At 73.7% G+C, this 22,346-nt stretch carries 15 protein-coding genes and 1 pseudogene; 8 read left to right on the top strand and 8 right to left on the bottom strand.

Translation table 11 applies throughout. The features are described from left to right. Window positions 1–91 precede the first annotated feature (91 nt). The 3 genes from OG622_RS44410 to OG622_RS44400 are packed head-to-tail and all read left to right on the top strand — an operon-like array spanning window position 92 to window position 7,262. The gene (locus tag OG622_RS44410; RefSeq protein WP_371582690.1) at window positions 92–1,252 is read left to right on the top strand and encodes an AAA family ATPase; all 1,161 of its coding nucleotides are present in this window, start codon (window positions 92–94) and stop codon (window positions 1,250–1,252) included. After that, window positions 1,249–5,181: a DUF5682 family protein gene (locus tag OG622_RS44405; RefSeq protein ID WP_371582688.1), complete on the top strand. Its 3,933-nt coding sequence runs from the start codon at window positions 1,249–1,251 to the stop codon at window positions 5,179–5,181. Before OG622_RS44410 ends, OG622_RS44405 begins: the two co-directional genes overlap by 4 nt. After that, on the top strand, window positions 5,178–7,262 hold the full coding sequence (locus OG622_RS44400) for a hypothetical protein (protein ID WP_371582687.1): 2,085 nt from the start codon (window positions 5,178–5,180) through the stop codon (window positions 7,260–7,262). Before OG622_RS44405 ends, OG622_RS44400 begins: the two co-directional genes overlap by 4 nt. A gap of 126 nt (window positions 7,263–7,388) precedes the next feature. On the opposite strand, the gene OG622_RS44395 is transcribed toward OG622_RS44400, so the two are convergent. Continuing rightward, a complete protein-coding gene (locus OG622_RS44395; RefSeq protein WP_371582685.1) occupies window positions 7,389–8,069 on the bottom strand; it encodes a response regulator in 681 nt (226 codons plus the stop codon). Next, window positions 8,066–8,968, bottom strand: coding sequence for a sensor histidine kinase (locus tag OG622_RS44390; protein ID WP_371582683.1), 903 nt, complete (start codon window positions 8,966–8,968; stop codon window positions 8,066–8,068). Before OG622_RS44390 ends, OG622_RS44395 begins: the two co-directional genes overlap by 4 nt. A gap of 140 nt (window positions 8,969–9,108) precedes the next feature. Here OG622_RS44390 and OG622_RS44385 point away from each other — a divergent pair, with 140 nt between their 5' ends. Next, on the top strand, window positions 9,109–9,816 hold the full coding sequence (locus OG622_RS44385) for an ABC transporter ATP-binding protein (RefSeq protein WP_371582681.1): 708 nt from the start codon (window positions 9,109–9,111) through the stop codon (window positions 9,814–9,816). Then, the gene (locus OG622_RS44380; protein WP_371582679.1) at window positions 9,813–12,125 is read left to right on the top strand and encodes an FtsX-like permease family protein; all 2,313 of its coding nucleotides are present in this window, start codon (window positions 9,813–9,815) and stop codon (window positions 12,123–12,125) included. Before OG622_RS44385 ends, OG622_RS44380 begins: the two co-directional genes overlap by 4 nt. Window positions 12,126–12,278: 153 nt before the next feature. Here OG622_RS44380 and OG622_RS44375 read toward each other — a convergent pair. After that, window positions 12,279–13,148: pseudogene (locus OG622_RS44375) on the bottom strand (IS200/IS605 family accessory protein TnpB-related protein); the annotation flags it as partial. 441 nt (window positions 13,149–13,589) lie between these two features. Here OG622_RS44375 and OG622_RS44370 point away from each other — a divergent pair. Next, window positions 13,590–14,516, top strand: a complete 927-nt coding sequence (locus tag OG622_RS44370; RefSeq protein WP_371582677.1) for an SDR family oxidoreductase — start codon at window positions 13,590–13,592, stop codon at window positions 14,514–14,516. A gap of 83 nt (window positions 14,517–14,599) precedes the next feature. Here OG622_RS44370 and OG622_RS44365 read toward each other — a convergent pair whose 3' ends face one another. From OG622_RS44365 to OG622_RS44355, 3 genes are all read right to left on the bottom strand, one after another. Beyond that, window positions 14,600–14,812 (bottom strand): hypothetical protein, encoded by a 213-nt coding sequence (locus OG622_RS44365; RefSeq protein WP_371582675.1) that lies wholly within the window; start codon window positions 14,810–14,812, stop codon window positions 14,600–14,602. Between the two features lie 55 nt (window positions 14,813–14,867). Then, window positions 14,868–15,494 (bottom strand): TetR/AcrR family transcriptional regulator, encoded by a 627-nt coding sequence (locus OG622_RS44360; protein WP_371582674.1) that lies wholly within the window; start codon window positions 15,492–15,494, stop codon window positions 14,868–14,870. A 326-nt stretch (window positions 15,495–15,820) separates the two neighbouring features. Continuing rightward, window positions 15,821–17,479 (bottom strand): acyl-CoA dehydrogenase family protein, encoded by a 1,659-nt coding sequence (locus OG622_RS44355; protein WP_371582673.1) that lies wholly within the window; start codon window positions 17,477–17,479, stop codon window positions 15,821–15,823. A 76-nt stretch (window positions 17,480–17,555) separates the two neighbouring features. Here OG622_RS44355 and OG622_RS44350 point away from each other — a divergent pair, with 76 nt between their 5' ends. After that, a complete protein-coding gene (locus OG622_RS44350; protein ID WP_371582672.1) occupies window positions 17,556–18,323 on the top strand; it encodes a PaaX family transcriptional regulator C-terminal domain-containing protein in 768 nt (255 codons plus the stop codon). Window positions 18,324–18,748: 425 nt separating this feature from the next. After that, window positions 18,749–19,921 carry a hypothetical protein gene (locus tag OG622_RS44345; protein ID WP_371582671.1) on the top strand — a complete coding sequence of 391 codons (1,173 nt, stop codon included), beginning with the start codon at window positions 18,749–18,751 and terminating at the stop codon, window positions 19,919–19,921. A 9-nt stretch (window positions 19,922–19,930) separates the two neighbouring features. Here the strand turns inward: OG622_RS44345 and OG622_RS44340 are convergent, their stop codons facing one another. Both OG622_RS44340 and lnt read right to left on the bottom strand, forming a co-directional pair. Next, window positions 19,931–20,404 carry an NUDIX domain-containing protein gene (locus tag OG622_RS44340; protein WP_371582670.1) on the bottom strand — a complete coding sequence of 158 codons (474 nt, stop codon included), beginning with the start codon at window positions 20,402–20,404 and terminating at the stop codon, window positions 19,931–19,933. Between the two features lie 67 nt (window positions 20,405–20,471). After that, a complete protein-coding gene (lnt, locus tag OG622_RS44335) occupies window positions 20,472–22,088 on the bottom strand; it encodes an apolipoprotein N-acyltransferase (protein ID WP_371582668.1) in 1,617 nt (538 codons plus the stop codon). Window positions 22,089–22,346 lie beyond the last annotated feature (258 nt).

Raw genomic sequence — 22,346 nt, 5'->3', positions numbered from 1 at the left:
GCGCCCCCGGTCCCACCCGTCCTCCCCTCCTCTCCCGTTCCCTCCCCGGGAACGACAGACGGACCTACCGACCCACTGAGCAAGGACTTTCATGACCCCGACCGATACGGCGACGGCCCTTCCGGCCCGGCAGACCCTGCCCGCCGAGGAGCGTTACGCCATCGAACTCGACTTTCTCGCCGCCCATGACGAGGGCCCGCGCCCGCCCGGCTGGCACCTGACCCCGCGTTCCGCGGTCACTTTCGTCTGCGGCAGCGGCGGCGAGACCCTGAAGCTGGCCAAGCCTCACGAGACGCTGCCCGACAAGCTGGTGATCGCGCCCAAGTTCGTCGGCGAACGCGCCCTGGTCGAGCGGTGCGTGGTCACCCTCGCCGGTGAGCGCGGCCTGCTGCTCGTCGGCGAGCCCGGTACGGCCAAGTCGATGCTCTCCGAGCTGCTGTCGGCCGCCGTGTGCGGCACCAGCGCGCTCACCGTGCAGGGCACCGCCGGCACCACCGAGGACGCCTTCCGCTACGGCTGGAACTACGCCCTGCTGCTCGCCCAGGGCCCGTCCCCCGAGGCGCTGGTCGACTCGCCGGTGCTCGGCGCCATGCGCTCGGGCCGGGTGGCGCGGGTCGAGGAGATCACCCGCTGTCTGCCCGAGGTGCAGGACGCCCTGGTCTCGATCCTGTCCGACCGCCGGGTGAGCGTGCCCGAGCTGTCCGGCACGGACGACGCCCAGGTCCCGGCCGCGCCCGGGTTCACCGTCATCGCCACGGCCAACCTGCGCGACCGGGGTGTCTCGGAGATGTCCGCCGCGCTCAAGCGGCGCTTCAACTTCGAGACCGTGCACCCGATCGCGGACGTCGACGCCGAGACGGCTCTGGTGCGGCGGCAGGCGGAGGCGGCCGTCCAGCGGGCGGGCGCGGCCTTCGGCGTGGACGACGCGGTGCTCGACGTGCTGGTCACCGTCTTCCGCGACCTGCGCGAGGGGCGCTCCGCCGAGGGCTGGGACGTGGAGCGGCCCGGCACGGTGATGTCCACCGCCGAAGCCGTGCAGGTCGCCGCCTCGCTCGGGGTGGCCGCCGCGTACCTGCCCGGCGGAGACGCCCTCGACCTCGTCCCCGGGCACCTGCTGGGCGTGGTCCGCAAGGACGACCCGGCCGACCACGCCCGGCTGCTCGGCTACTGGGACGGCCCGGTGCGCCGTCGCGCCGAGGACGGCTCGGCGATGTGGCGCCGCCTCTGGGATCTGCGGGAGAACCTTCGGTGACGACCACTCAGGAACCGAGGGCGGCCGTCACGGCCCTCGCCGACTCCGCCGCGCCGTACCTGCTGGGGGTACGGCACCACAGCCCGGCCCTCGCCGCGGCCGTGCCCGCCCTGCTCGACGCCTCCGGTGCCGAGGTCGTCTGCGTGGAACTGCCCGCCGACTTCCAGTCCTGGCTCCCCCACCTCGCCGCCCCGGGCACCCACGCCCCGGTCGCGCTGGCCGGGGCCGGCGAGGGCGGACGGCTCGGCTTCTACCCGTTCGCCGACTTCTCCCCCGAACTGGCCGCGCTCCGCTGGGCACGGGAGCGGGGCGTGGAGGTGGTGTGCTGCGACCTGCCGATGTCTGATCCGGCGTGGAGCACAGACCGAGCGGAGTCAGGCGCGGGCCGGCCGGGGACATACGAGGACGGCGGGCAGACGTCGGGCCCAAGCGGGCCTACGGCGGGCCGGACCGGGCCGGCGTCGGACGCGGGCAGCTTGAGGACGAGCCCGGGAGAGGCGGAGTCGGACGCGAGCCGCTCGCCGTCGGACGCGGATCGCCCGGGAGCGGCCACGGACCGCCCGGAGGCCGGCGGGAACGGCACCGCCGCGGCCGAGGGGACTCGGAGCGTGGTCGCCCAAGGCTCCGCCGTCGCCTCACCCACCGCCTTCGCGGCCGCGCTCATCGCCGCCGGGACGGGACGCGACGGCGACGACCTGTGGGACCGCTGCGTGGAGGTGCTCGCCCCCGGCTGCGCCCCCGAGGCCATCCGTCGTGCCGCTCTCGGCGTGGGGTGGGCGCTGCGTCGTGATGCCGAGTCGGCGGGCGGCGTACCTTCCGTGGACCTGGCTCGCGAGGCCCACATGCGTGACACGATCGCCCGCGCGGCGGCGGGTGGCCGCCGGGTCGCGGCCGTGATCGGCGCGTTCCACGCCCCGGCGCTGACGGAGGATGCCGGAGCCGACGGGTCCGCAGCCGGCCCTGCCGGGACGGAGCGGGCGGTTCCCGCGCCGCGTGCGACCGGCGCCGCGGCCGGGGCCCGGGGAACGGATCTCGTCGGGGAGCACCCCCCTGTCGTCACCTCACTCGTCCCGTACGCCTTCGACCTGCTGGACTCCCGTTCCGGGTACCCGGCGGGCATCCGGGACCCGCGCTGGCAGCAGGCGGTGTTCACGGCCGGGGGCGATCCCGGGCTGCTGCGGGGCGCTGCCGCGCGGGCGGTCACCGATGTGTGCCGGGAAATGCGCGCGGCCGGGCACACCGCGGGCACGGGCGAGGCCACCGAGACCCTGCGGATGGCGTGCGACCTGGCCAGTCTCCGGGGGCTCGCGGCCCCCGGCCGGGGCGAGGTCCTGGAGGCGCTCACGACCGTGATGGGGCAGGGCGAACCCCTCGGCCGTGGCCGGGCCCTCGCGCGGGCCCTCGAAGTGGTCCTGGTCGGCACCGACCGGGGACGGATCGCGCCGGGCACACCGCGTTCCGGTCTCGGCCCGTCCGTGGAGGAGGAGTTGGCCGCATTGCGGCTGCCCGGCCCGGACGATCCCGCCTCGCGCGAACTCCGACTCGACCCGCTCCGCTCCGCCCTCGACGGCCGCCGCGAGACCCTGCTCCAGCGCCTCGCGGTGTGCGGCGCGGGCTACGGCGAGGCCGTGGAGGTGGCCGGCACCGGCGACGGTACGGCGCTCACCACCCGGTGGCGGCTGGCATGGACGCCCGCCGTTCCCGTACGGCTCGACCTGGCCGGGATACGGGGTGTGACCGCGGCCCTTGCCGCCGAGGGCACCCTGCGGGAGACCTTCCGCAGGGAGTCGGCGGACGGTGGGCCCACCTGCGCCCTGGTCCTCGCCGGGCTTCGCGCGGCGGCCCGCTGCGACCTGCCCGCGCTGGTCGCCGACCGCCTGGCCGACGCCGCCGCCGTGCTCCCCGCAGCGGCCACGCTCCCCGAACTCCTCGAAGCACTCGACCTGTTGGAGGCACTGCGCCGGGGGCATCTGCCCGGCACCACAGCCGAGGGCAGGGAGTCGGCCGCCGAACTGGCCGTCGACCTCCTGGACGCAGCCGTCCGCGCGCTGCCCGGCCTCGCGGGCAGCGACCAGCCGGAGGACGCGGCCGCGCTCATCGCGCTCGCCTCGCGGGCCGGCGATCACCGGCTCGGACTGCGCATGGACGACGCCCTGGGCACCCTCGCGCGCACCGGTTCGCCACTGATCCAGGGCGCGGCCCTGGCCGCCCGGGTCCTGCTCGACCTCGACGCCGCCGACACCCTCGGCGCGCGTGCCGCCGGCTGGATCGACACGGCCACCGTCCCCGACGGCCGCCTCGCGCTGGCCCGCCGTCTCACCGGCCTGCTCAGCGGCGCGGCCCCGCTCCTCCAGTCCGCGCCGACCGCGCTGGATCCGCTGCTCGACCGCGTCGACACGCTCACCGACCAGGGTTTCCTCGACCGGCTGCCCGCCCTGCGCGGCGGCTTCGACACGCTCACCCCGGCCGGCCGCGACCGCCTCCTCGACACCGTGACCGAACGCCTCGGCGACCGCCTCGACCTGTCGCTCAGCGCCTCACCGGCACTCCTCGCGCTGTGGACGGCGGCGGACAGGGCGGGCCTGGCGGCGGTCGACTCCCTGCGGCTGCCGACGGGCAGGGACACGGTGGGGTCGCTCAAGGGCGCGGAGGGCACCGCCGTCTCGGAGCCCTCCATCGCCTCGGCCACACGAAATGCCTCCACCGGCCTCGCGGTCACCAAGACAGCAGAGACCGCAGAGACCTCAAAGACGACAGAGGCCGCAGAAGTCCCACTGCCCACCCCCGCACCCCCGGGTCTCCTGCACCTCACCCCCACCGACCGGTGGCGGCTGCTTCTCGGCCGGGAGAGCGAGAAGCTTCCGCAGAATGCCCGCCGCTACGCGCACGCGCTGGACGAGCTGTACGGCACCGGCCGGGGTGAGGGCTCCTCGGATCTCGGCCGGGGTGACGGCCGGGGGCAGGGCGGCGGTCAGGACGCGTCGTTCCCCACGGCCCGGGAGTGGGCCGAGGAGCTGGACGCGCTGTTCGGCGCGGAGGTCCGCGAGGAAGTCCTGGCGCGGGCAGCCGACCAGGGCCGTACGGACGTACTGGCCGAGCTGGACCCCAAAGCCGTGCGCCCGTCGGTCGACCTGCTGACCTCCGTGCTGTCCCTCGCCGGAGGGATGCCCGAGCAGCAACTGGCCAGGCTGCGCCCGCTGGTACGGCGTCTGGTCGACGAACTGTCCAAGGAGCTCGCCACCCGGATGCGCCCCGCGCTCACAGGTCTGGCCACCCCCCGTCCGACCCGCCGCCCCGGCGGCCGGCTCGACCTGCCACGCACCCTGCGGGCCAATCTGGCCCACGCGCGCCGCACGGCGGACGGGCGGACCGTGGTCGTGCCGGAGCGGCCGGTGTTCAGCACCCGGTCCCGTAAGGAGTCGGACTGGCGGCTGATCCTCGTCGTCGACGTGTCCGGGTCGATGGAGGCCTCCGTCATCTGGTCGGCGCTGACCGCGGCGGTCCTGGGCGGGGTGCCCACACTGTCGACGCACTTCCTGGCGTTCTCGACCGACGTGATCGATCTGACCGACCGGGTGGACGACCCGTTGTCCCTGCTCCTCGAAGTGCGGGTAGGCGGTGGCACCCACATCGCGGCGGGGCTGGCCCACGCCCGTTCCCTGGTGACCGTGCCCAGCCGGACCCTCGTGGTGGTGGTGAGCGACTTCGAAGAGGGTTACCCGCTGGGCGGGCTCCTCGGCGAGGTACGGGCCCTCGCGGGTTCCGGGGTGCACCTGATGGGCTGCGCCGCCCTGGACGACACCGGCACCCCGCGCTACTCGGTGCCTGTCGCCCAGCAGCTCGTCGCGGCCGGTATGCCGGTCGCCGCCCTCAGTCCCCTCGCCCTCGCCCGCTGGGTGGGCGACCGCCTCCGCGGAGAGAACCGATGAACGCCGAACTGCCCCCGGCGGCACCCGACGTGGTGGCCGCCGCCGTCGAGAGCCTGACCTCACGGCTGCGCAAGAAGCTGGACGCAGCGGTCGAGACGTACGCGGCCCTGCCCGTCACGGTCGACGGCGATGCCCTGCGCATCCGGTGCGGCGAGGACGCCGAGGTCACCCTCACGCCCGGCCCCTCGGGCACGGTGACCGACGCCGAGCGAGCGGTGTGCAGCTGTCTGCTGGCACCCCGCTGTCTGCACCGCGCCGCCGTCCTGAGCGCCTGCCCGGTGGCCGACGCCGACGCGACGGCCGACGCCGAGCCGGAGGCCGGTCGTTCCGGCGCGTCAACGGGCCTCCCCGAAGGCGATAGCCAGGGTCAGGCTCCGTCGACCGGCGACCCGCAGGCCGCACGCCCGACGGACACACCGGCAACCGGCGAATCCATCGGTGCCGCCGTCCCTGCCGAGGGCACAGGTCGGACCGCTGTCGTCGGAGCCACCACGGCTGCCGGGGCCACCGGCCCGACCGTCACCGGAGATCGCGGCGGCGCCGGAACAGCCCATGGCACCGGCGGCGTCGAGACCACCAGGGGTACGCCGCACACTGCCGACGCCAAGGCGCCGACCCCCGCCCAGGTCGCCGCCGCGGCCGGCCTCTGGGCTGCCACCGCGGCCGTGCTCGCCGCAGGGGTCCCCGCGGCGGGCGCGGTGCCGCAGGCGGAGTTGTTGCGGGCCGCCCACACGGCCCGGCTCGCCGGGCTGCACCGCGCCGAGGCGGCCGCCCTGCGGGTCGTGCGCGGGCTGCGCGGCGCCCGCGCCCGGCACGACGGCCACCGGCTGGCCGACCTGGTCGCCAACGTGCGCGAACTGCTGCTCACCACCGGCCTGTTGTCGGCGGCGGACCCGGATCCCGCCCTCGTCGGCACGGCCCGCCGCGCCTACCGGCCGGGCGGCAGCCTACGGGTGCACGGCGTGTGCCGGGAGCCGGTGATCTCGGCCACGGGCTACGGCGGGGTCGTCACCCATCTCGTCTCCGACGACGGGCGCTGGTTCTCGGTCGCCGACGTCAAACCGGGCGGCCCGGCGCGCGCCCGGGGTGCCGCCACGGCCACCGTCGCCCTCGGCTCCGGCACCCTGAACCACGCCCAGCTCTCCCGTGGCGGACTGCTGATCTCCGGCGCCACGCTCTCCCCGGACGGCCGCCTCGGCTCCGGCAAGGGTGTCAGGGCGACTCCGCTCGCCGGTCTCCCCTGGACGTCGGGTCCGCTCGCCTCCCTCTTCACCCGCCCCCTGGCGGAGGCGGTCGCCGAACGGCTCGCGGTCGGCCCCGGAACCGATCCCGAGGAGGCCGAGCAGGCGGCGCGCAGGCTGATCGGCTGCGAGCTGGTCCTCGTCGGCGCTGCGGGCGACCATCTGCTCGCCCGCGAACTGTCCTCCGACGGGCGATCGGCCGCCGACGGCCTTCTCGTCCGGCTGACACCGGCGCACGGCCACCCGGACCTCGCTCACACCGCCAACTTCCGTCAGCTCGCCGCCCGGCCCGGCCTGCGGCTGCGCGTGCTCGGCCATCTCGAACCCGACCGCGCCGCCACCCTCCGCCCCCTCGCGATCGGCCCGGCCCCGGACACGGACGCGACCCTGCGGCTGCCGGACGACTGGCAGGGCCACGCCGATCTGGGCTACGACCGTCTCCAGGGCACGCACTTCCCACCACCGGACGCCCTGCCCGCGGTGGACGGCCTCGGCGGCGTCCCGACCGACCCGCTCGCCGAGGCCCCGTTGTGGCGGCTGCGCCGACTGGTCGAGGTCGCCGTGTCCGGGGGCCGCCGCGCGGTCGCCGAGCCGGCCCGTGACGGCGACCGGAACGGCGGCGGCGCGGCCCTGCGGCGCAGCGGCTTCCGTGCGGCCGCCGACCTGTCGACCGCGCTCACCGCGGAGGCCGACCGCCGCTCCCGTGATGTGTTCGGCCGCATCACCGACCCCGACCCGGACCGTTACGCCCGCGCCTGGCTCGCCACCGCGGTCTACCTCACCGGCACCGAACGCGCCCTGGTCCAGGCCACCTGGCAGCCACCGGCCTCCGGCACCTGACCATCACCCGGCCTCCGCGCGACGCGTCCGGCCCCGGCCTCCACCGACCGGGCCGGGCGCCTCGCTGCCATCGGTGCCGCGCCCCACGGCGAGATGCCCGGTCTGACGCGGCGCTCCCCCGCCGTCTCAGTAGTCCCTGGCTCTGACCAGCCCCTTCTCATACGCGATCACGACTGCCTGGGCGCGGTCGCGCAGGTTGAGCTTGGCGAAGATGCGGGCCACGTGGGACTTCACGGTGGCTTCGCTCAGGGTGAGCTCGGCGGCGAGTTCCGTGTTGGACAGGCCGCGGCCGAGGAGGGTCAGGACCTCCAGTTCTCGGGGCGTCAGGGCCTGGAGGTCGGCGTGCGCGGTCGAGGGGTGGGCGGCTTCCGTGGCGAAGCGTTCCACCAGCCTCCGGGTGATGGTGGGGGCCAGCAGGGCGTCACCGGTGTCGACCAGCCGTACGGCGGCCGCGAGGTGCTGTGGGGTGACGTCCTTCAGGAGGAAGCCGCTGGCGCCGATCGACAGGGCCGCGTAGACGTAACGGTCCAGGTCGAAGGTGGTGAGCATGAGCACCCGGCAGTCCGGAGCCCGGTCCAGGATGCGGCGGGTGGCCTCCAGGCCGTCCATGTTCGGCATCCGGATGTCCATCAGCACGACGTCCGGTGCCAGTTCACGGGCCATCGCCACCGCTTCCGCACCGTCGGCCGCCTCCCCCACCACCTCGATGCCCCGGGCGGTGAGGATCAGCCGGAACCCGGTCCGGATCAGCGTCTGGTCGTCGACGACGAGCACCCGGGGCGCCGACACCGTGTCCGCCGCCGTCACGGCCGGTCCAGGGGGATGCGTGCCCGGACCCGGTAGCCGCCGCCGAGGCGGCGCCGGGCGTCCAGGTCGCCGCCGTACACCGCGACCCGCTCACGCAGACCCAGCAGCCCGCGCCCGGTGCCGTCCCGGTGGCGCGGAGCAGGCCGTACGGGGTGCGGCTGGGTGAAGGTGCCGCCGGTCAGCACGCTGGGGCCGGTGTTCAGCACCTCGACGCGCAGCGCGTGGTCGGCGTACCGCACGGTGACCTCGGCCTTGCCGCCGTCGCCGTGTCTGAGCGCGTTGGTGAGCGCCTCCTGCACGATCCGGTACGCCGTCACGTCGACGCCCTGCGGCAACGGGCGCGGCTCACCGGAGATCCGTACCTCCACGGGCAGACCGGCGAACGAGATCCGGTCGACGAGCGGACCGAGCCGGTCGAGTCCGGGTTGAGGTGCCAAGTCGGTTGTGTCACCGCCCGGTCGGACCACGCCGGAGTCGATGTCCCTCTCCCCGGCCCTGCCCTCGTCCTCGTCGTCGCCGTTCTGCGAGGGCGCGAGCAGGCCCAGCAGATGCCGTAGGTCGGTCATCGCGCCGCGCCCCGCGTCCTCGACGGCCAGCAGGGCCGCCGCGGCCTCGTCCGGCATGGTGCCCAGCACCTCGCGCGCGGCCCCCGCCTGGACGACCATGAGGCTGACGTTGTGGCTGACGATGTCGTGCAACTCCCTTGCGATACGGTCGCGTTCGGCCGCGATCGCGGTCCGCGCGGCACTCTCCCGTTCCCGTTCGAGCAACCAGCCGCGCTCCCCCACCGCCTTCTGCCAGCGGCGCCGCGTGCGCGCCAGCGCCACCGCCAGCCATGCCGCGGCCACGCACGCCACCCCCGACGCCGCCGCCGGACCGTCAGACCCCCACTCCCACATGGGGTTCACCTTCGCAGACCGGCCCGCCGCCGCGCATCAGCCCCGGGATGCGGGCCTCTGCATCTGCGGGATGAGGTACGCGACCCGATGCCATCCGGGGAGGGATGTCCCGGCCGCGCTCCTCGCCTAGCGTCCGGTACATGGTCACTGAGGACAACAGAGGAGAAGCCGTCGTACGGCTCGACGGTGTGCGCAAGGAGTACGGGGAGACGACGGCGCTGGACGGGGTGTCGCTGGAGATCCGGGCCGGGGAGGCGGTCGCGGTGATGGGCCCCTCGGGGTGCGGAAAGTCCACGCTGCTGAACATGATCGCCGGTCTGGACCGTCCGACGGGCGGCACGGTGGTGGTGCACGGGGAGAGCGTGGGGGAACTGAGCGAGAAGGGGCTCGCCCTGTACCGGCGGCGCCGCATCGGCATGATCTTCCAGTTCTTCAACCTCATCGACGACCTGTCGGCGCTCGACAACGTGGCGCTGGCCGCCCAGTTGACCGGCACCCCGGCCCGGCAGGCCCGCCGCCGCGCACTGGAGCTGTTCGACGAGCTCGGCATAGCCGACCGGCGCAACGCCTACCCGGCGGTGCTCAGCGGCGGCGAACGGCAACGCGTCGCCGTGGCAAGGGCGTTGATGAACCGGCCGGCCCTGCTGCTGGCCGACGAGCCGACCGGAGCGCTGGACCGCCGGTCGGGAGAGCAGGTGATGGACCTGCTGCTCGATCTCAACCAGATCGGCCAGACCCTGATCCTGGTGACCCACGACGAGCAGCTCGCCCGGCGCTGCGCCAGCCGCCTGGTGGAGTTCACCGACGGCCGGGTGACCGGCGAACACACCCTGGAGACGTCCGTATGAGGGCCGTGTGGCGGGCCGCGCGCGCGGCGGTACGGCGGCGCAGGCTCCAGACGCTGGTGATCGGCCTGGTCACGCTGACCTCGACGGCGGCGATCGTGGTGGCGCTCGGCCTGGTCGACGCGGCCTCGTCCCCGTTCGACAGGGTCTTCGGCGAGCAGCGCGGCCCGCACGTGGTCGCCGCGTTCGACTCGGCGAAGGTCTCGGACGGCCGACTGAAGCGTGCGGTACGGCAGTCCGGGGTGGCGGCGAGCGCCGGTCCCTTCGCCCGGGCCACCGTCGAGCTGCCGAGGGAGGCGATGAACTACGGCCTCGGCAGCGAGCTCACGGTCGTGGGGCGGGGCGGCCCCGGGGGCCCGGTGGACCGGTTGGACCTGTGGGCGGGCCGTTGGGCCACCGGGCCCGGCGAGGTCGTCCTCAACCGGCAGTCGGACTGGACGGCGGACGACCTCGGCAAGAAGCTCCAGGTGCCCTCGGGCCCGGCCCTCACCGTGGTCGGCTTCGCCTTCGGCCTGAGCCGCACCGCCGACGCCTGGGTCGCCCCCGGGCAGATCGAGGCCTTGGACCCCACCTCCACCCAGATGCTGTTCCGCTTCGAGGACGCCTCGTCGGACCACCGGCTCAGGGCCCAACTGGCCACGGTGACCGCGGAGTTGCCGAAGGACGCGCTGATCGGCTCACGGTCGTACCTCACCCTCAAGGAGGAGATAGGCAGTTCGGCGCGGGCGTACGCGCCCTATCTGCTGGCCTTCGGCATTCTCGGTATCCTGGTGGCCGTGCTCATCGTCGCCAATGTGGTCAGCGGCGCGGTGGTCTCCGGTTTCCGGCACATCGGCATCCTCAAGGCGCTGGGGTTCACGCCGGGGCAGGTGGTGGCCGTCTACCTCGTGATGGTCTCCGTCCCCGCCGTACTCGGCTGTGTGCTCGGGACCGCCGCGGGCAATCTGGCGGCACGGCCTCTGCTCGAATTCGTGTTCACGGGGCCGGACGCGGGGGTGTTCCACGACAGTGTCTCGCTCGCGCCCTGGGTGAACGTGCTCGCCCTGGCCGGCATGCCCGCCCTGTGCCTCCTCGCCGCGCTCGCGCCCTCGGCGCGCGCCTACCGGTTGTCCGCCGCGCGGGCGATCAGCGCGGGCAGCGCGCCGCGCGCCGGGCGGGCGCTCGGCGTCCAGCGCCGGCTGGCGGGCAGCCGGCTGCCGCGCTCGGTGAGCCTCGGGCTGGGCCTGCCGTTCGCGCGGCCGGGCCGCAGCGCCCTCACGCTCGCCGCCGTGGTCCTCGGTGTGACGACCGTGACCTTCGCGACCGGCCTGGCCACGACGATGGACCGGCTGGGCAACGCGGGTCGCGACGCCTACCAAGTCACGGTCTACGTAGGGAAGTTCGCGAACGGCAAGGAGACCAAGCCGGTGCATGACGACCTCGCACTGCACTCCCTGCTGCGCTCGCTGCCCGACGCGCGCGAGGTCACCTCCAGGGCCAACACCGAAGCCCGCCTGGCGGGTTCGACGGAGAAGCTGTGGCTCGAAGCCCGCCGGGGCGACCGGCCCCGGATGGACAGCCTGCTCACCGAGGGCCGGTGGATCCGGGACACCGGTGAGGTCGTGGCCGGATCGGCCTTCCTGCGCAAGAACGGGCTGAGCATCGGCGACCGCCTCCGTGTGGAGAAGGGCGATCGCGGTGCGAACGTGGTCATCGTCGGGGAGTTCATGGAGACCAACGCCCGTGTCGTCGTCGCCGACTGGTCGACGATGCGGTCCGTGGCCCCGCACGAGAAGCCCATCGCCTACCACGTCAAGCTCCGTGACGGCGCCGACCCGGACACCTACGCCCAGGCCGCCGCTGCCGCCGATCCAGGTCTCAGCCCGTCGCCGACCGGCTCCAACTCCGTCACCCAAACCATCATCGGCTCCGCCACCGCGCTCACCCTCCTCCTCGCCGCCGTCGCGTCCCTCGGCGTCTTCAACACCGCCGTACTCAACACCCGCGACCGCCGCCGCGACCTGGGCATGCTCAAGTCCATCGGCATGACACCACGCCAGGTCACGGTGATGACGGTGGCTTCGATGGCACTGCTCGGCGCCCTCGGCTCCCTCCTCGGCATCCCGCTCGGCATGGCGGGCCACCAGCTGGTCGTACCGCGTATGGCGGACGCGGTGGACATCACCCTGCCGTCGTACATGACGGACGTCTGGAACGCCCCGGCCCTGGCCGGCCTCGCCCTCGCGGGCCTGGCCATCGCCGTCCTGGGCGCGTACATCCCGGCTCGCCGCGCGGCACGGCTGACGGTCGCGGAGGTGCTGCACAACGAGTGAGGGCCACCCTGTTGAGCCGGTCAGTATGCGGCGTCGTAGCGGGCCCGTGCGGTCAGCACATCGGCCTCGTGGGCGACTGCCCATTGCCCGAGCGTGATCAGCAGTTCTCGTAGGGAACGCCCCAGGGGATCGGCGCCGGATTCAATACCGTTCCTGCCAGGAGGCCGTCAGATACCAGCGGTCCCGGCCTGTATCCAGGTGGATGCGGTAGGCGATCGCCCGGTTGGCCGCGACGCGGTCCGCCCACTCGCCGCCCCGGTGCGCGAACGTGACCCGGCACGCCAGCACATAGCGGCCGTGCGGGGCGTTCGCCAAATGCGCGAGCGGCGCGGGGAGTTTGATGCTCGCTTCGCCGTCGGGGCTGATGCGGATGGTCTCGTTGCCGTAGCGCTTGCCGGACTCACCGTCCGCCTGGCAGAACCAGCGCTCCGCCTCCCACCGCCCCCGCCACTGCGACTTGGTGAGCTGGGCCGCCTCCAGGTGGCGCCGGGTACGGGCGAGGCGTTTGCCGCCGCGCACGACGTGCACGATGCCGGCCTCACGGTCGGCCCGCGCGGCAGTCAGCCGGTCCTGAAGCACCCGCAGCCGCCTCGACTTCGCGTGCCACTCCCGCCGGGACCGGTAACCCCCCGGAGCCTTCCTCGTCCCCTTCTGCCCGACCGGCAGGGACAACCGGTCCTCGACGGTACGGACACCGGCTTCCAGGTTCTGGATGTGCGCCGACTGGCAACGCCGGGCCAGCGCCCACTGATCGTGCGAGGCCTTGGTGATGCTGCCCGCCCACCGCGACGACGACAGTGGCGTCAGCTCCCGCTTCCGCACCGCCCACGACTCACCGGAATGCACCAGGCCGTCCCGGCACCGTGTCCTGAGGTCCTTCGAGGCCAGCGACCCCAGATGCGCACCCACCAGACGCAGCACCTTCTCATCGCCCGGCGTCAGATCCTTGAGGCGAGCCCGGACGGCCACACCGCTCGGACCGGACGCGACGAACGACGCCGCCACACTCCTCAACTCACCCACCCCGTCACCCCCACCCGACGCCACCCCACGGATCCTGTCGCCCTGGGAAACGAGCACCACCCAGGAAGGTCACGCATTCGACGAAAGAACGTCAGTTCCCTGCCGAAAAGTGACCCCACGGCCGAGGTGCGCGACACCACACCAACCCCCCGCACTCACCCCCGCTCACCAAAACGCTCTTGAACGCGCTCCAGCGCCAGCAGCTCCGACCCCCGGCGTGATCCGGTGGCCCCTGGAGAACGTCGTACCGCACACTCCCGGGGCGCGCCTGGTCCGGGTGAACCCGGACCACCCGGAGGTCCCCCGCCGACCTCGGGGACCGCGCCCTGTCCGTACCGTTCGGAGCGGACCTTCTACTGGACACGCTCGACGCGTGAGAGCGCGCGGTCGTGCCGCGAGTACATCGACAAGTACATCGACCCACCAGGACGTGATGGCACCATGACCGACCCCTCGAAACAGACCCGCCCGGCCGAGCCCACCGAACCGACGGACCCGACCGAGCCCTTCGAACCGACCGAGTCGACCGACCCGGCGATCGTGGTCACCGGAGCCACGGGACGCCTCGGCGGGCGCGTCGCCCGCCTGCTGGCCGAACGGGGCGAGGCCCAGCGGCTGCTGGTACGCAGCCCCGAGCGCGCGCCGAAGCTGTCCGGCGCGACGGCGGTCCGGGGCGGCTTCGGCGACCGTGACGCCGTCGTGCGCTGCCTCACCGGTGCGCGGACCGTGTTCATGGTGTCCGCCTCCGAGAGCGCCGACCGGGTCGCCCAGCACCAGGCCTTCGTCGACGCCGCCGTGGAGGCAGGCGTCGGGCACCTGGTGTACGTGTCCTTCTTCGGCGCCGCGCCCGATGCCACCTTCACCCTCGCACGCGACCACTTCCACACCGAGGAGCACATCCGGGCGAGCGGCCTCACCCACACCTTCCTGCGCGACAACCTCTACGCGGAGATCGTCCCCCACCTGGCCGGGCAGGACGGTGTCATCCGGGGTCCCGCCGGGCAGGGGCGTGCCGCCTTCGTCTCCCAGGACGACATCGCCGAGGCCGCCGCGACGGTCCTGACCCGGCCCGGCGACCACGCCGGCACGACGTACGACCTGACCGGCCCCGAGTCGCTCACCCTGGACGAGGCAGCCGCCATCGTCTCCGAGCAGTTGGGGCGCCCGGTCCGCTACCGGCCCGAGACGATCGAGGAGGCGTACGCGTCCCGCGCCTCCTACAACGCCCCGCCCTGGCAGCTCGACGCCTGGGTCTCCACCTACACGGCCATCGCGACCGGTGAACTCGACGGCGTCAGCACCGCCGTCCCCGATCTCACCGGCCACCCCGCCCGCTCCCTCGCGGACGTCCTGCGGACCCCGCAGTGACGATCCCGCACACCCCGTACACCCCACCCGTACGACGGCTCGACCCGGCGTGAGGCACAGCCTCCGGCGTCGCCGCCGGCCGCCTACCGCGCCGCGATCTCCCTGGACGATCCCGTCGGCTCCGTCGATCGGCCCACGCCCACGCCCGCCGCCGACACCTCCGCGTCCGCCTCCGCCTCCGCCTCCGCCGAGCGACTGGACGTGTACGTACGCGCGGCACTGAACCTGCTCAGCTCCGACGCGGTGGACGCGCCCGCCGGTACCCGCTTCCCCTGCGACCCGGAGTCCACGTACATCCGTCGTCCGCCACACCCCGGCCCGGTCCTGAAGCGCCGAACCGCCCCGGTGGCCTTACTTCCGGCCGGGCGCTCCCGTGCGCAGGCCGCGCATGACGAGGTCGAAGAGACGGTCCGCACGGGGTTGCCAGTCTCCCTGCGGGTCTATCTGCCAGATACCTGCGATGGCGAGGACGAAGTCGTCGGCGGTCACTCCCGGACGGATGGTGCCGGCTTCGTGGTTGGCTTTGAGGAGGAGTTCGATCGCGGCGCCCAGGAGCGGGTATCCGGGTTTCGCCGGGGCCCCGCCCGTCGCGGCGGTGGCCCGGCGCAGCGCGTCCGCCAGACCCGCCTTGGCCGTGGCGTAGCGGGCGAGGCCGTCCATCCACTCCCGCAGGGCCTCGTCGGGCTCCCGGGTCCGCGCCAACTCGGCCGCACTGTCGACGAGTCGCTGCACCCCTTGACGGTGCACCTCCAGGACGAGCGCCTCGCGGTTGGGGAAGTTGCGGTAGAACGTGCCCTGCCCGACGCCCGCCTTCTTGGCGATCGCGCTGAGCGGCACATCGGCGGAACGGGACAGTTCCGCCAGCGCCACCTCCAGGATGCGCTCACGATTCCGCTGCGCGTCGGACCGCTGGGACACCTCACCCGTCGACACCACTCGCCCTCCGCCCTGACACACCCACGGCACTGGCGGACACATGTCCACTTAGGGCTACCTTACCGCGATATGCAGCCAGTACGATCGTCCTCTCGTCGGCCCGCGCCCGCTGGAACATTGGTCATCGGCGGGGCGGATCCTGGCCGCGCAGGCCGAAGCCTGCGGTGTTCCGAAGCCCGCGCCGACGTGGTGGGTCTTCCGGGGCATCGACGAGGGCGGTTGGGATTCGGGCACCGGAGTCCTGGCGATCCTCCGCCTCATCGCCGGTGGCGTGCTCGCCGAGGAGAAGGCCCCGGCGATCCGTACGGCCGTCGGCGCCTGAGGCCACGGTCGCCGGGTCGGCCGGATGTGAGGCCGCCGCTGCGCCGTCACCCGGCCGGCAGCGCTCGCCGCAGGATTCCGTCCAGGTCGGCGGAGCCCGGGAGGGTGCCGTAGGCGTACCCCCAGTCGCCGTCGAGCCGGGTCGCGCAGAAGGCGTCGGCGACCGCGGGCGGGGCGTGCCGGACCAGCAGGGAGGCTTGCAGGATCAGGGCCATGCGCTCCACCAGACGCCGGGCGCCGGCCTGGTCGGCCACGCGGACCTCGTCCTTCAGCCGGGCGGCGGCCGCGTCGAGCCGGGTGTCCGCACCGTGGGCCAGGGCGAGTTCGGCGAACAATGCCTCCGCGGTGCCGGGGTTGCGGGTCAACGCCCGCAGTACGTCGAGGGCGTTGACGTTGCCCGAGCCCTCCCAGATCGACAGCAGGGGTGCCTCGCGGTAGTGGCGGGGCATGCCCGAGTCCTCGACGTAGCCGTTGCCGCCCAGGCACTCCAGCGCCTCGGCGGTGAAGGCCGGGCCCCGCTTGGTCACCCAGTACTTGCCGACGGCGGTGGCGATGCGGCGGAACATCCGCTCGCCCTCGTCTCCGCGCACCGCCCGGTCGGCAGCGCCGGCCAGCCGCAGGGTGAGGGTCGTGGCCGCCTCGGACTCCAGCGCCAGATCGGCCAGGACGTTGCGCATCAGAGGCTGGTCGAGCAGCCGCGCCCCGAACGCGCTTCGGTGCCGCGCGTGGTGGCCCGCCTCGACGAGCGTCCTGCGCATCAGCGTAGCCGAGCCCATCACACAGTCGAGCCGGGTGCAGTTGACCATCTCGATGATGGTCTTCACCCCCTGCCCCTCGGGCCCGACCCGCCAGGCCACGGTGCCGTCGAACTCCGGCTCCGAGGACGCGTTGGAGCGGTTGCCCAGCTTGTCCTTGAGCCGCTGGATGCGGAAGACGTTGCGGCTGCCGTCGGGCAGGACGCGCGGCACCAGGAAACAGGTCAGCCCGTCCGGCGCCTGGGCCAGCACCAGGAACAGATCGCACATCGGCGCCGACGTGAACCACTTGTGCCCGCGCAGGGTGTACACACCGGGCTCGGCGCTCGGTGTCGCCGCCGTCGTGTTGGCGCGTACGTCGCTGCCGCCCTGCTTCTCGGTCATGCCCATCCCGGCGAGCAGGCCACGCTTCTCGGTGGGCACCCGCAGGTCCGGCTCGTATGCGCGGCCGGTCAGCAGCGGTTCGTACACGGCGGCCAGCTCCGGCTGCCGGCGCAGCGCGGGCACGACGGCGTACGTCATCGAGGTCGGGCAGGTGTGCCCGGCCTCCGTGTGGCCCCACACCAGGGCGCCGGCGATGCGCGCGACATGGGCGCCGGGCCGGCCGTCCGCCCAGGCCGCGCCCGCCAGGCCCTCGCTCACCGCGGTCCGCATCAGGTGATGCCAGCCGGGGTGGAAGTCGACCTCGTCGACGCGGTTGCCGAAGCGGTCGTGGGTGCGCAGCTCCGGCACGTGCCGGTTGGCCTGCTCGGCCCACTCCTGTGCCTCGGCGCCGCCGGCGATGAGCCCCAGCCGCCGGATGTCCTTCTCGGCCCACTCCGCACCCTCCCGGCGCAGCCCCTCCAGCAGCGCCACGTCCTCGGAGGCGTCGTACGTGGCGAGGGGCGGGGGTTGGTTGGTGACGTCGTGGGTGGCGTACTGCGGCTGCGTGTGCGCGAGTATCGAGACCATGCGGCGAGTATTACATTATTCCTGCGATCGCAGCCATGACGTAACAACGATCGCGCGCCCCGTACAGTACGGGGTCATGCAGACGAACGTGCCGGGGCGGCCCACCGAGCTCGAACTGCGGCCGCTGTCCGCACGGTCGGTCGTCCTCAGCCTGCTGCTGGGCATGCATCCGCCCGAGTTGCCCGTGAAGGATCTGGTGGGGCACGTGGAGGCCTTCGGGGTCGCGGGGTCCACGCTGCGGGCCGCGCTCAGCCGAATGGTGTCGGCGGGGGACCTGCGTCGCGCGGACGCCGTCTACCGCCTCAGCGACCGGCTCCTCGACCGCCAACGCCGTCAGGACGCGTCGGTGCACCCCGAGACGCGGCCGTGGAACGGCGACTGGGAGATGGTCGTCGTCACCACGACCGGCCGCCGCCCCGCCGACCGCGCCGACCTCCGCACACGCCTGACGGCCCTACGGCTCGCCGAGCTACGGGAAGGGGTGTGGCTACGCCCGGCCAACCTCCGCCCCACCCGGCCGCCGAACCTGGGCCCGATGGTCCAGCACTTCACTGGCCGCCCCGACCAGGCCACCGGCGGCATGACCGCCGAGGACCTGTCGGCGAGCCTGTGGCCGCTGGAGGCCTGGGCCGCCACCGCCGAGGCACTGCTCGCCCACATCGAGCGGAACCGTCTGCCGGCCGACCGCTTCACCGCCCTCGCTGCCGCCGTACGGCATCTGCTGGCCGACCCCGTCCTCCCCTCCGAACTCCTGCCGGAGCGGTGGCCGGGCCCCGAGCTGCGGGCCGCGTACACGGCGTACCGGCGGGAGTTGATCGAGACGGTGTTGGGGCGCACGGACTGACGGCCACGCGCCGCACCGGACTCGGCGGCGTCGGTCCCGCCGTAGGTGTCGCCCTCAGGACCGGCGTTCGACGGCCCCACAGGGCCAGGAAGGCACGCACCCCGGCAGCGGGCCCGCCTCCAGCACCTGGCACAGGGTGCTGGCGATGGCCGTGTCCACGTACCGCACGGCCTCGGTGGCGAGTCGGCGGGCAACCGCTTCCGGCCGGGCAACCCCGTCCGAAATCCCGGGTCCCGCACCACGTGGCGGACGGCGTCCGCACCCCCTGGCGAGCCTGCGGGGCGGCGACGTGACGAACTCCCCGCGCGAGTGGTGCCGTTCACGCAGGCCGACGCACCCCGGTGAGCCACGTGTGACCAGCGCGTCGTAATCTCCCCTTCGGCCTGGCAATTTCACGGGGTACACGGTCGATCGGGGGACGACACATGACATATCGACGTGCGGCGATACCTGCGGTACTCGGCGGACTGCTGCTCACGGCGCTGTTGTGGTGGGCGGGGGCGAGCGAGAGCGCGTTGCGGCTGCGGGGCGCCACCGACGTGTTGGGCGCGCAGGCAGCCGCCGACCTCGAACGGTGGCTCGCCCCGTGGTCGTACGACCCGCCGGCCTCGTCACAGCTCGGCGCGGCGGTGGACGGCGTCGGGGACACGTTCCGCAGCGACAGCTCCCGTTACCTCGCGCTGTACTCGACCGCACTGCAGATCCGGTTCGCCGCCGTCCTCGCCTTCTTCGTGCCCGGGGCACTGCTCCTGGTCCGCAGGCTGCCGCCGGTACGCGGGCGACTGTCGGCGGCACTGCTCGCGGTGTGGGCCTGGGGTGTGGTGGCGGGCACGCTGGCGGTCACCGTCTCCGCACCATGGCTGATCGCCTCGCAGGGGCGCGGCAGTTACCGCTTCCTCCCCCAACTCGCGGGCGTGATCGCCTCCGGGCGCCAGGTCCTGGTGGCGACGGCGCTGGTCGCCGCCGTGGTGACCGTGCTGGTGGCGCGGGTCACCGCCAAGGGGGCCGGTCCGCTGCCGCAGGAGATCGTCCCGGCCCGCGCCGCCCGTCTGGCCGCCACCGCCGGAACCGCGGTGATCGCCCTGTCCCTCGTGGTCCTCTCCTACCAGTCGGTCGCCGCCACCCTCCAGACGGCCTTCTCGGGCGGCGGGCTGCTCTCCGAACCCGGGGACCTCCTGCGCCAGTGGCTGCTGCTCGGCGCCTGGGCAGGCCCGGCGGGCACACCGCTCGGCGACTGGCTCCTGTACCGGACCATCGACGTCCTGCTGCTCGCCGTGGTCTGGTGGGCCCTGCGCCTGCTGCCCGGCCTGCTCACCCGGGCCACCGTCCCCGTCCTGGCGGTCGGCGCGGTCTGCGCGACCGTCCTCGGCCTGCTGACGAGCCAGTTGCTGCGGATGCTGGTGGACGGGACGCGGCTGCGCTGGGACCTGTATGTGACCGCCGGCCTCGGCGACGGCATCCCGGCCGCCCTGACCTGGGGCCTTTCGGCGGGAGTCGCGACCGCCGTGACCCTCCGGGTGGCCGTGGCCCGTACGCGGACCATGGACCCCTCGGAGGCCACGAAGGGCACCGACACCCCGGCCTCCGCCCGGCCCTAGCCGTGCGCCTCAGACCGTGGGGTCGAACCAGGTGACCGTGTCGGACATCGTCTGCTTGATGCGGAAGAGCGCGAACTCGCTCAGGTCCGGCAGGGCGTCCAGCGAGAACCAGCCGACGTCGAGGGACTCGTCGTCGTTGACGCGCGCCTCGCCGCCGACGGCACGGCAGTGGAACGTGGTGTCCATGTACTGGCAGACGTCCCCGTTGTCGTACCGCACCGGGTCCAACGCCTGGACCAGGACGACCCGTTCGGCGACGCACCGGACCGCCGTCTCCTCGTAGACCTCCCGCACGGCACAGGCCGCCGGCTGCTCCCCCGGGTCGGGGATGCCGCCGATGAGCGACCACCTGCCGTTGTCGGACCGGCGGTTGAGCAGCACTCTGCCCTCGTCGTCGAGGACGAGGGCGGTGACTCCGGGGAGCCAGAGCAACTGGTTGCCGGCGGAGGCACGGAGTGTGCGGATGAAATCAGGGGTAGCCATGGAGCCGACCCTAACGGGCCGGTTCCGTCACCCCCGCCGTTCCGGGACGCGCACGCGAGGCGTACGGCTACACGCCACCGGCGCGCCTCCCGCGCACACCGGCCCCGATCGCCCAGCCGAGCCCACCGGCCGCGACCAGCACCAACAACATCTCGGGCGCGATACCGAACCGGGTGGCGGGCGTCTCGGAGGAGCGCAGCGGCACCTTCTGGACCAGCGAGTCCGGGACGAACATGCCCGTCTTCTGGGTGATCTTCCCGTCCGGCATGATGATCGCGCTGACGCCGCTGGTCACCGGCACGGTGACGGTGCGGCTGTGTTCGACGGCGCGGACCCGGGACATGGCGAGCTGCTGGTAGGTCATCTCGCTGCGGTCGAACGTCGCGTTGTTGCTCGGCACCGAGATCAGCTGCGCGCCGTCGGTGACCTCGGAGCGCACGGCCCAGTCGAAGGCCGCCTCGTAGCAGGTGACGAGGCCGACCTTGGCCCCGTCCATGGTGAACACACCCGGCTGGGAGCCCCGGCTGAAGTCCTGGCGGACCATGGACGTCCACTCGCTGTTGATGGCGCCGATGAGCGACCGCAGGGGAAGGTACTCGCCGAACGGCTGGATCTGCCGCTTGTCGTACGTGTCGACGGGGCCCTTCTCCGGGTCCCAGAGGATCTGCTCGTTGTAGAGCCTGCCGTCCCGCTCGACGACACCGCCGACGGAGATGGGGGCTCCGATGGCGGCGGCCGCCTTGTCGATCACCGCGCGGGCGTCGGGGTTGGCGAAGGGGTCGATGTCGGAGGAGTTCTCCGGCCAGAGCACGAAGTCGGGCTGGTCGGCCTTGCCGGCCCTGACGTCGGCGGCCAGCCGCTCGGTCTCCTTGGCGTGGTAGTCGAGCACGGCCCGCCGCTGGGCGTTGAAGTCGAGCCCCAGGCGCGGGACGTTGCCCTGGATGACCGCCACGGTCGCGGTGCCGTCCTCGGCCTCGTCGCTCACCAGGGCTCGGGACGCGAGGGCCCCGACCAGGGGGACGGCCACGGACAGCGCCGCCATGGCCGCGGTGCCCCGGCGTACGGCCTCGCCGGTGCGCCGGTTCTCGACGACCAGCCGCACCAGTTCGTACAGGCCGAAGCCGCAGAGGACGACCGCGAAGCCGAGCACCGGGGTGCCGCCGAGCGCGGCCAGCGGCAGGAAGACGCCGTCCGCCTGGCCGAAGGCGAGCTTGCCCCAGGGGAAGCCGCTGAACGGGGCACGCGCGCGGGCCGCCTCACCGGCGATCCAGATCGCGGCGGCCCATACCGGCCAGCCGGGCAGCTTCGACACGGCGGCGACACCCGCGCCGACGAGGGCCACGAACACCGCCTCGATCACGACGAGCGCGAGCCACGGTCCGGGGCCCACCTCCACGCCGGTCCACACCAGCAGCGGCAGCAGGAATCCGAGGCCGAAGAGGTAGCCGAGGCCGAGGCCCGCCTTCCAGCCGCGTCCGCGCAGCACCCAGCCGAAGACCGCGAAGGCCGGCAGGGCCAGCCACCACGCGGTCCGGGGCGGGAAGCTGACGTAGAGCAGCACCCCGGAGAGCGCCGCGGCGGCGGCCGGAAGGAGCCGGCCGGCCCATCGGGACACCCGGGAAACGGGCGCGGCCTGGGGTTCGAGCTGTTCCGGCTCGTCTACGGGAGTGGCGGTGACGGTCACTCGGGGAGTGTACGGCGCGCCACCCGGGCGCCGACAGCGCGGCCCGTGCGTCCCGGGTGAGGCTTTTGTCGCACACCAGGCGCAACGTTCCTGCGCAACTCGTCCACAAACCGGCGCATCACCCGTTACGGTGTGCGCGAGCCTCTGACGTGCGGCTGGACGGGGTCCGGGCGGTCGCAGCCCGTCACAGGTGAGAAGCGTCGGGGGGCAACGGCTTGGGGTCCACGAGGACGCGGTCCGCGGCCGGAGCGTCGGCCG

The organism is Streptomyces sp. NBC_01314 (genome assembly GCF_041435215.1).
GTDB lineage: Bacteria > Actinomycetota > Actinomycetes > Streptomycetales > Streptomycetaceae > Streptomyces.
This window is presented reverse-complemented; position numbering and strand designations above follow the sequence as displayed.

Excerpts from the sequence above, each read along its gene's own strand:
- OG622_RS44400 (WP_371582687.1), top strand. The coding sequence starts at position 5,178 with ATGAACGCCGAACTGCCCCCGGCGGCACCCGACGTGGTGGCCGCCGCC.
- OG622_RS44390 (WP_371582683.1), bottom strand. The coding sequence starts at position 8,968 with ATGTGGGAGTGGGGGTCTGACGGTCCGGCGGCGGCGTCGGGGGTGGCG.
- OG622_RS44385 (WP_371582681.1), top strand. The coding sequence starts at position 9,109 with ATGGTCACTGAGGACAACAGAGGAGAAGCCGTCGTACGGCTCGACGGT.
- OG622_RS44350 (WP_371582672.1), top strand. The coding sequence starts at position 17,556 with ATGCAGACGAACGTGCCGGGGCGGCCCACCGAGCTCGAACTGCGGCCG.
- OG622_RS44410 (WP_371582690.1), top strand. The coding sequence starts at position 92 with ATGACCCCGACCGATACGGCGACGGCCCTTCCGGCCCGGCAGACCCTG.
- OG622_RS44370 (WP_371582677.1), top strand. The coding sequence starts at position 13,590 with ATGACCGACCCCTCGAAACAGACCCGCCCGGCCGAGCCCACCGAACCG.
- OG622_RS44345 (WP_371582671.1), top strand. The coding sequence starts at position 18,749 with ATGACATATCGACGTGCGGCGATACCTGCGGTACTCGGCGGACTGCTG.
- OG622_RS44340 (WP_371582670.1), bottom strand. The coding sequence starts at position 20,404 with ATGGCTACCCCTGATTTCATCCGCACACTCCGTGCCTCCGCCGGCAAC.
- OG622_RS44355 (WP_371582673.1), bottom strand. The coding sequence starts at position 17,479 with ATGGTCTCGATACTCGCGCACACGCAGCCGCAGTACGCCACCCACGAC.
- OG622_RS44360 (WP_371582674.1), bottom strand. The coding sequence starts at position 15,494 with ATGTGTCCGCCAGTGCCGTGGGTGTGTCAGGGCGGAGGGCGAGTGGTG.
- OG622_RS44380 (WP_371582679.1), top strand. The coding sequence starts at position 9,813 with ATGAGGGCCGTGTGGCGGGCCGCGCGCGCGGCGGTACGGCGGCGCAGG.
- OG622_RS44365 (WP_371582675.1), bottom strand. The coding sequence starts at position 14,812 with ATGTACGTGGACTCCGGGTCGCAGGGGAAGCGGGTACCGGCGGGCGCG.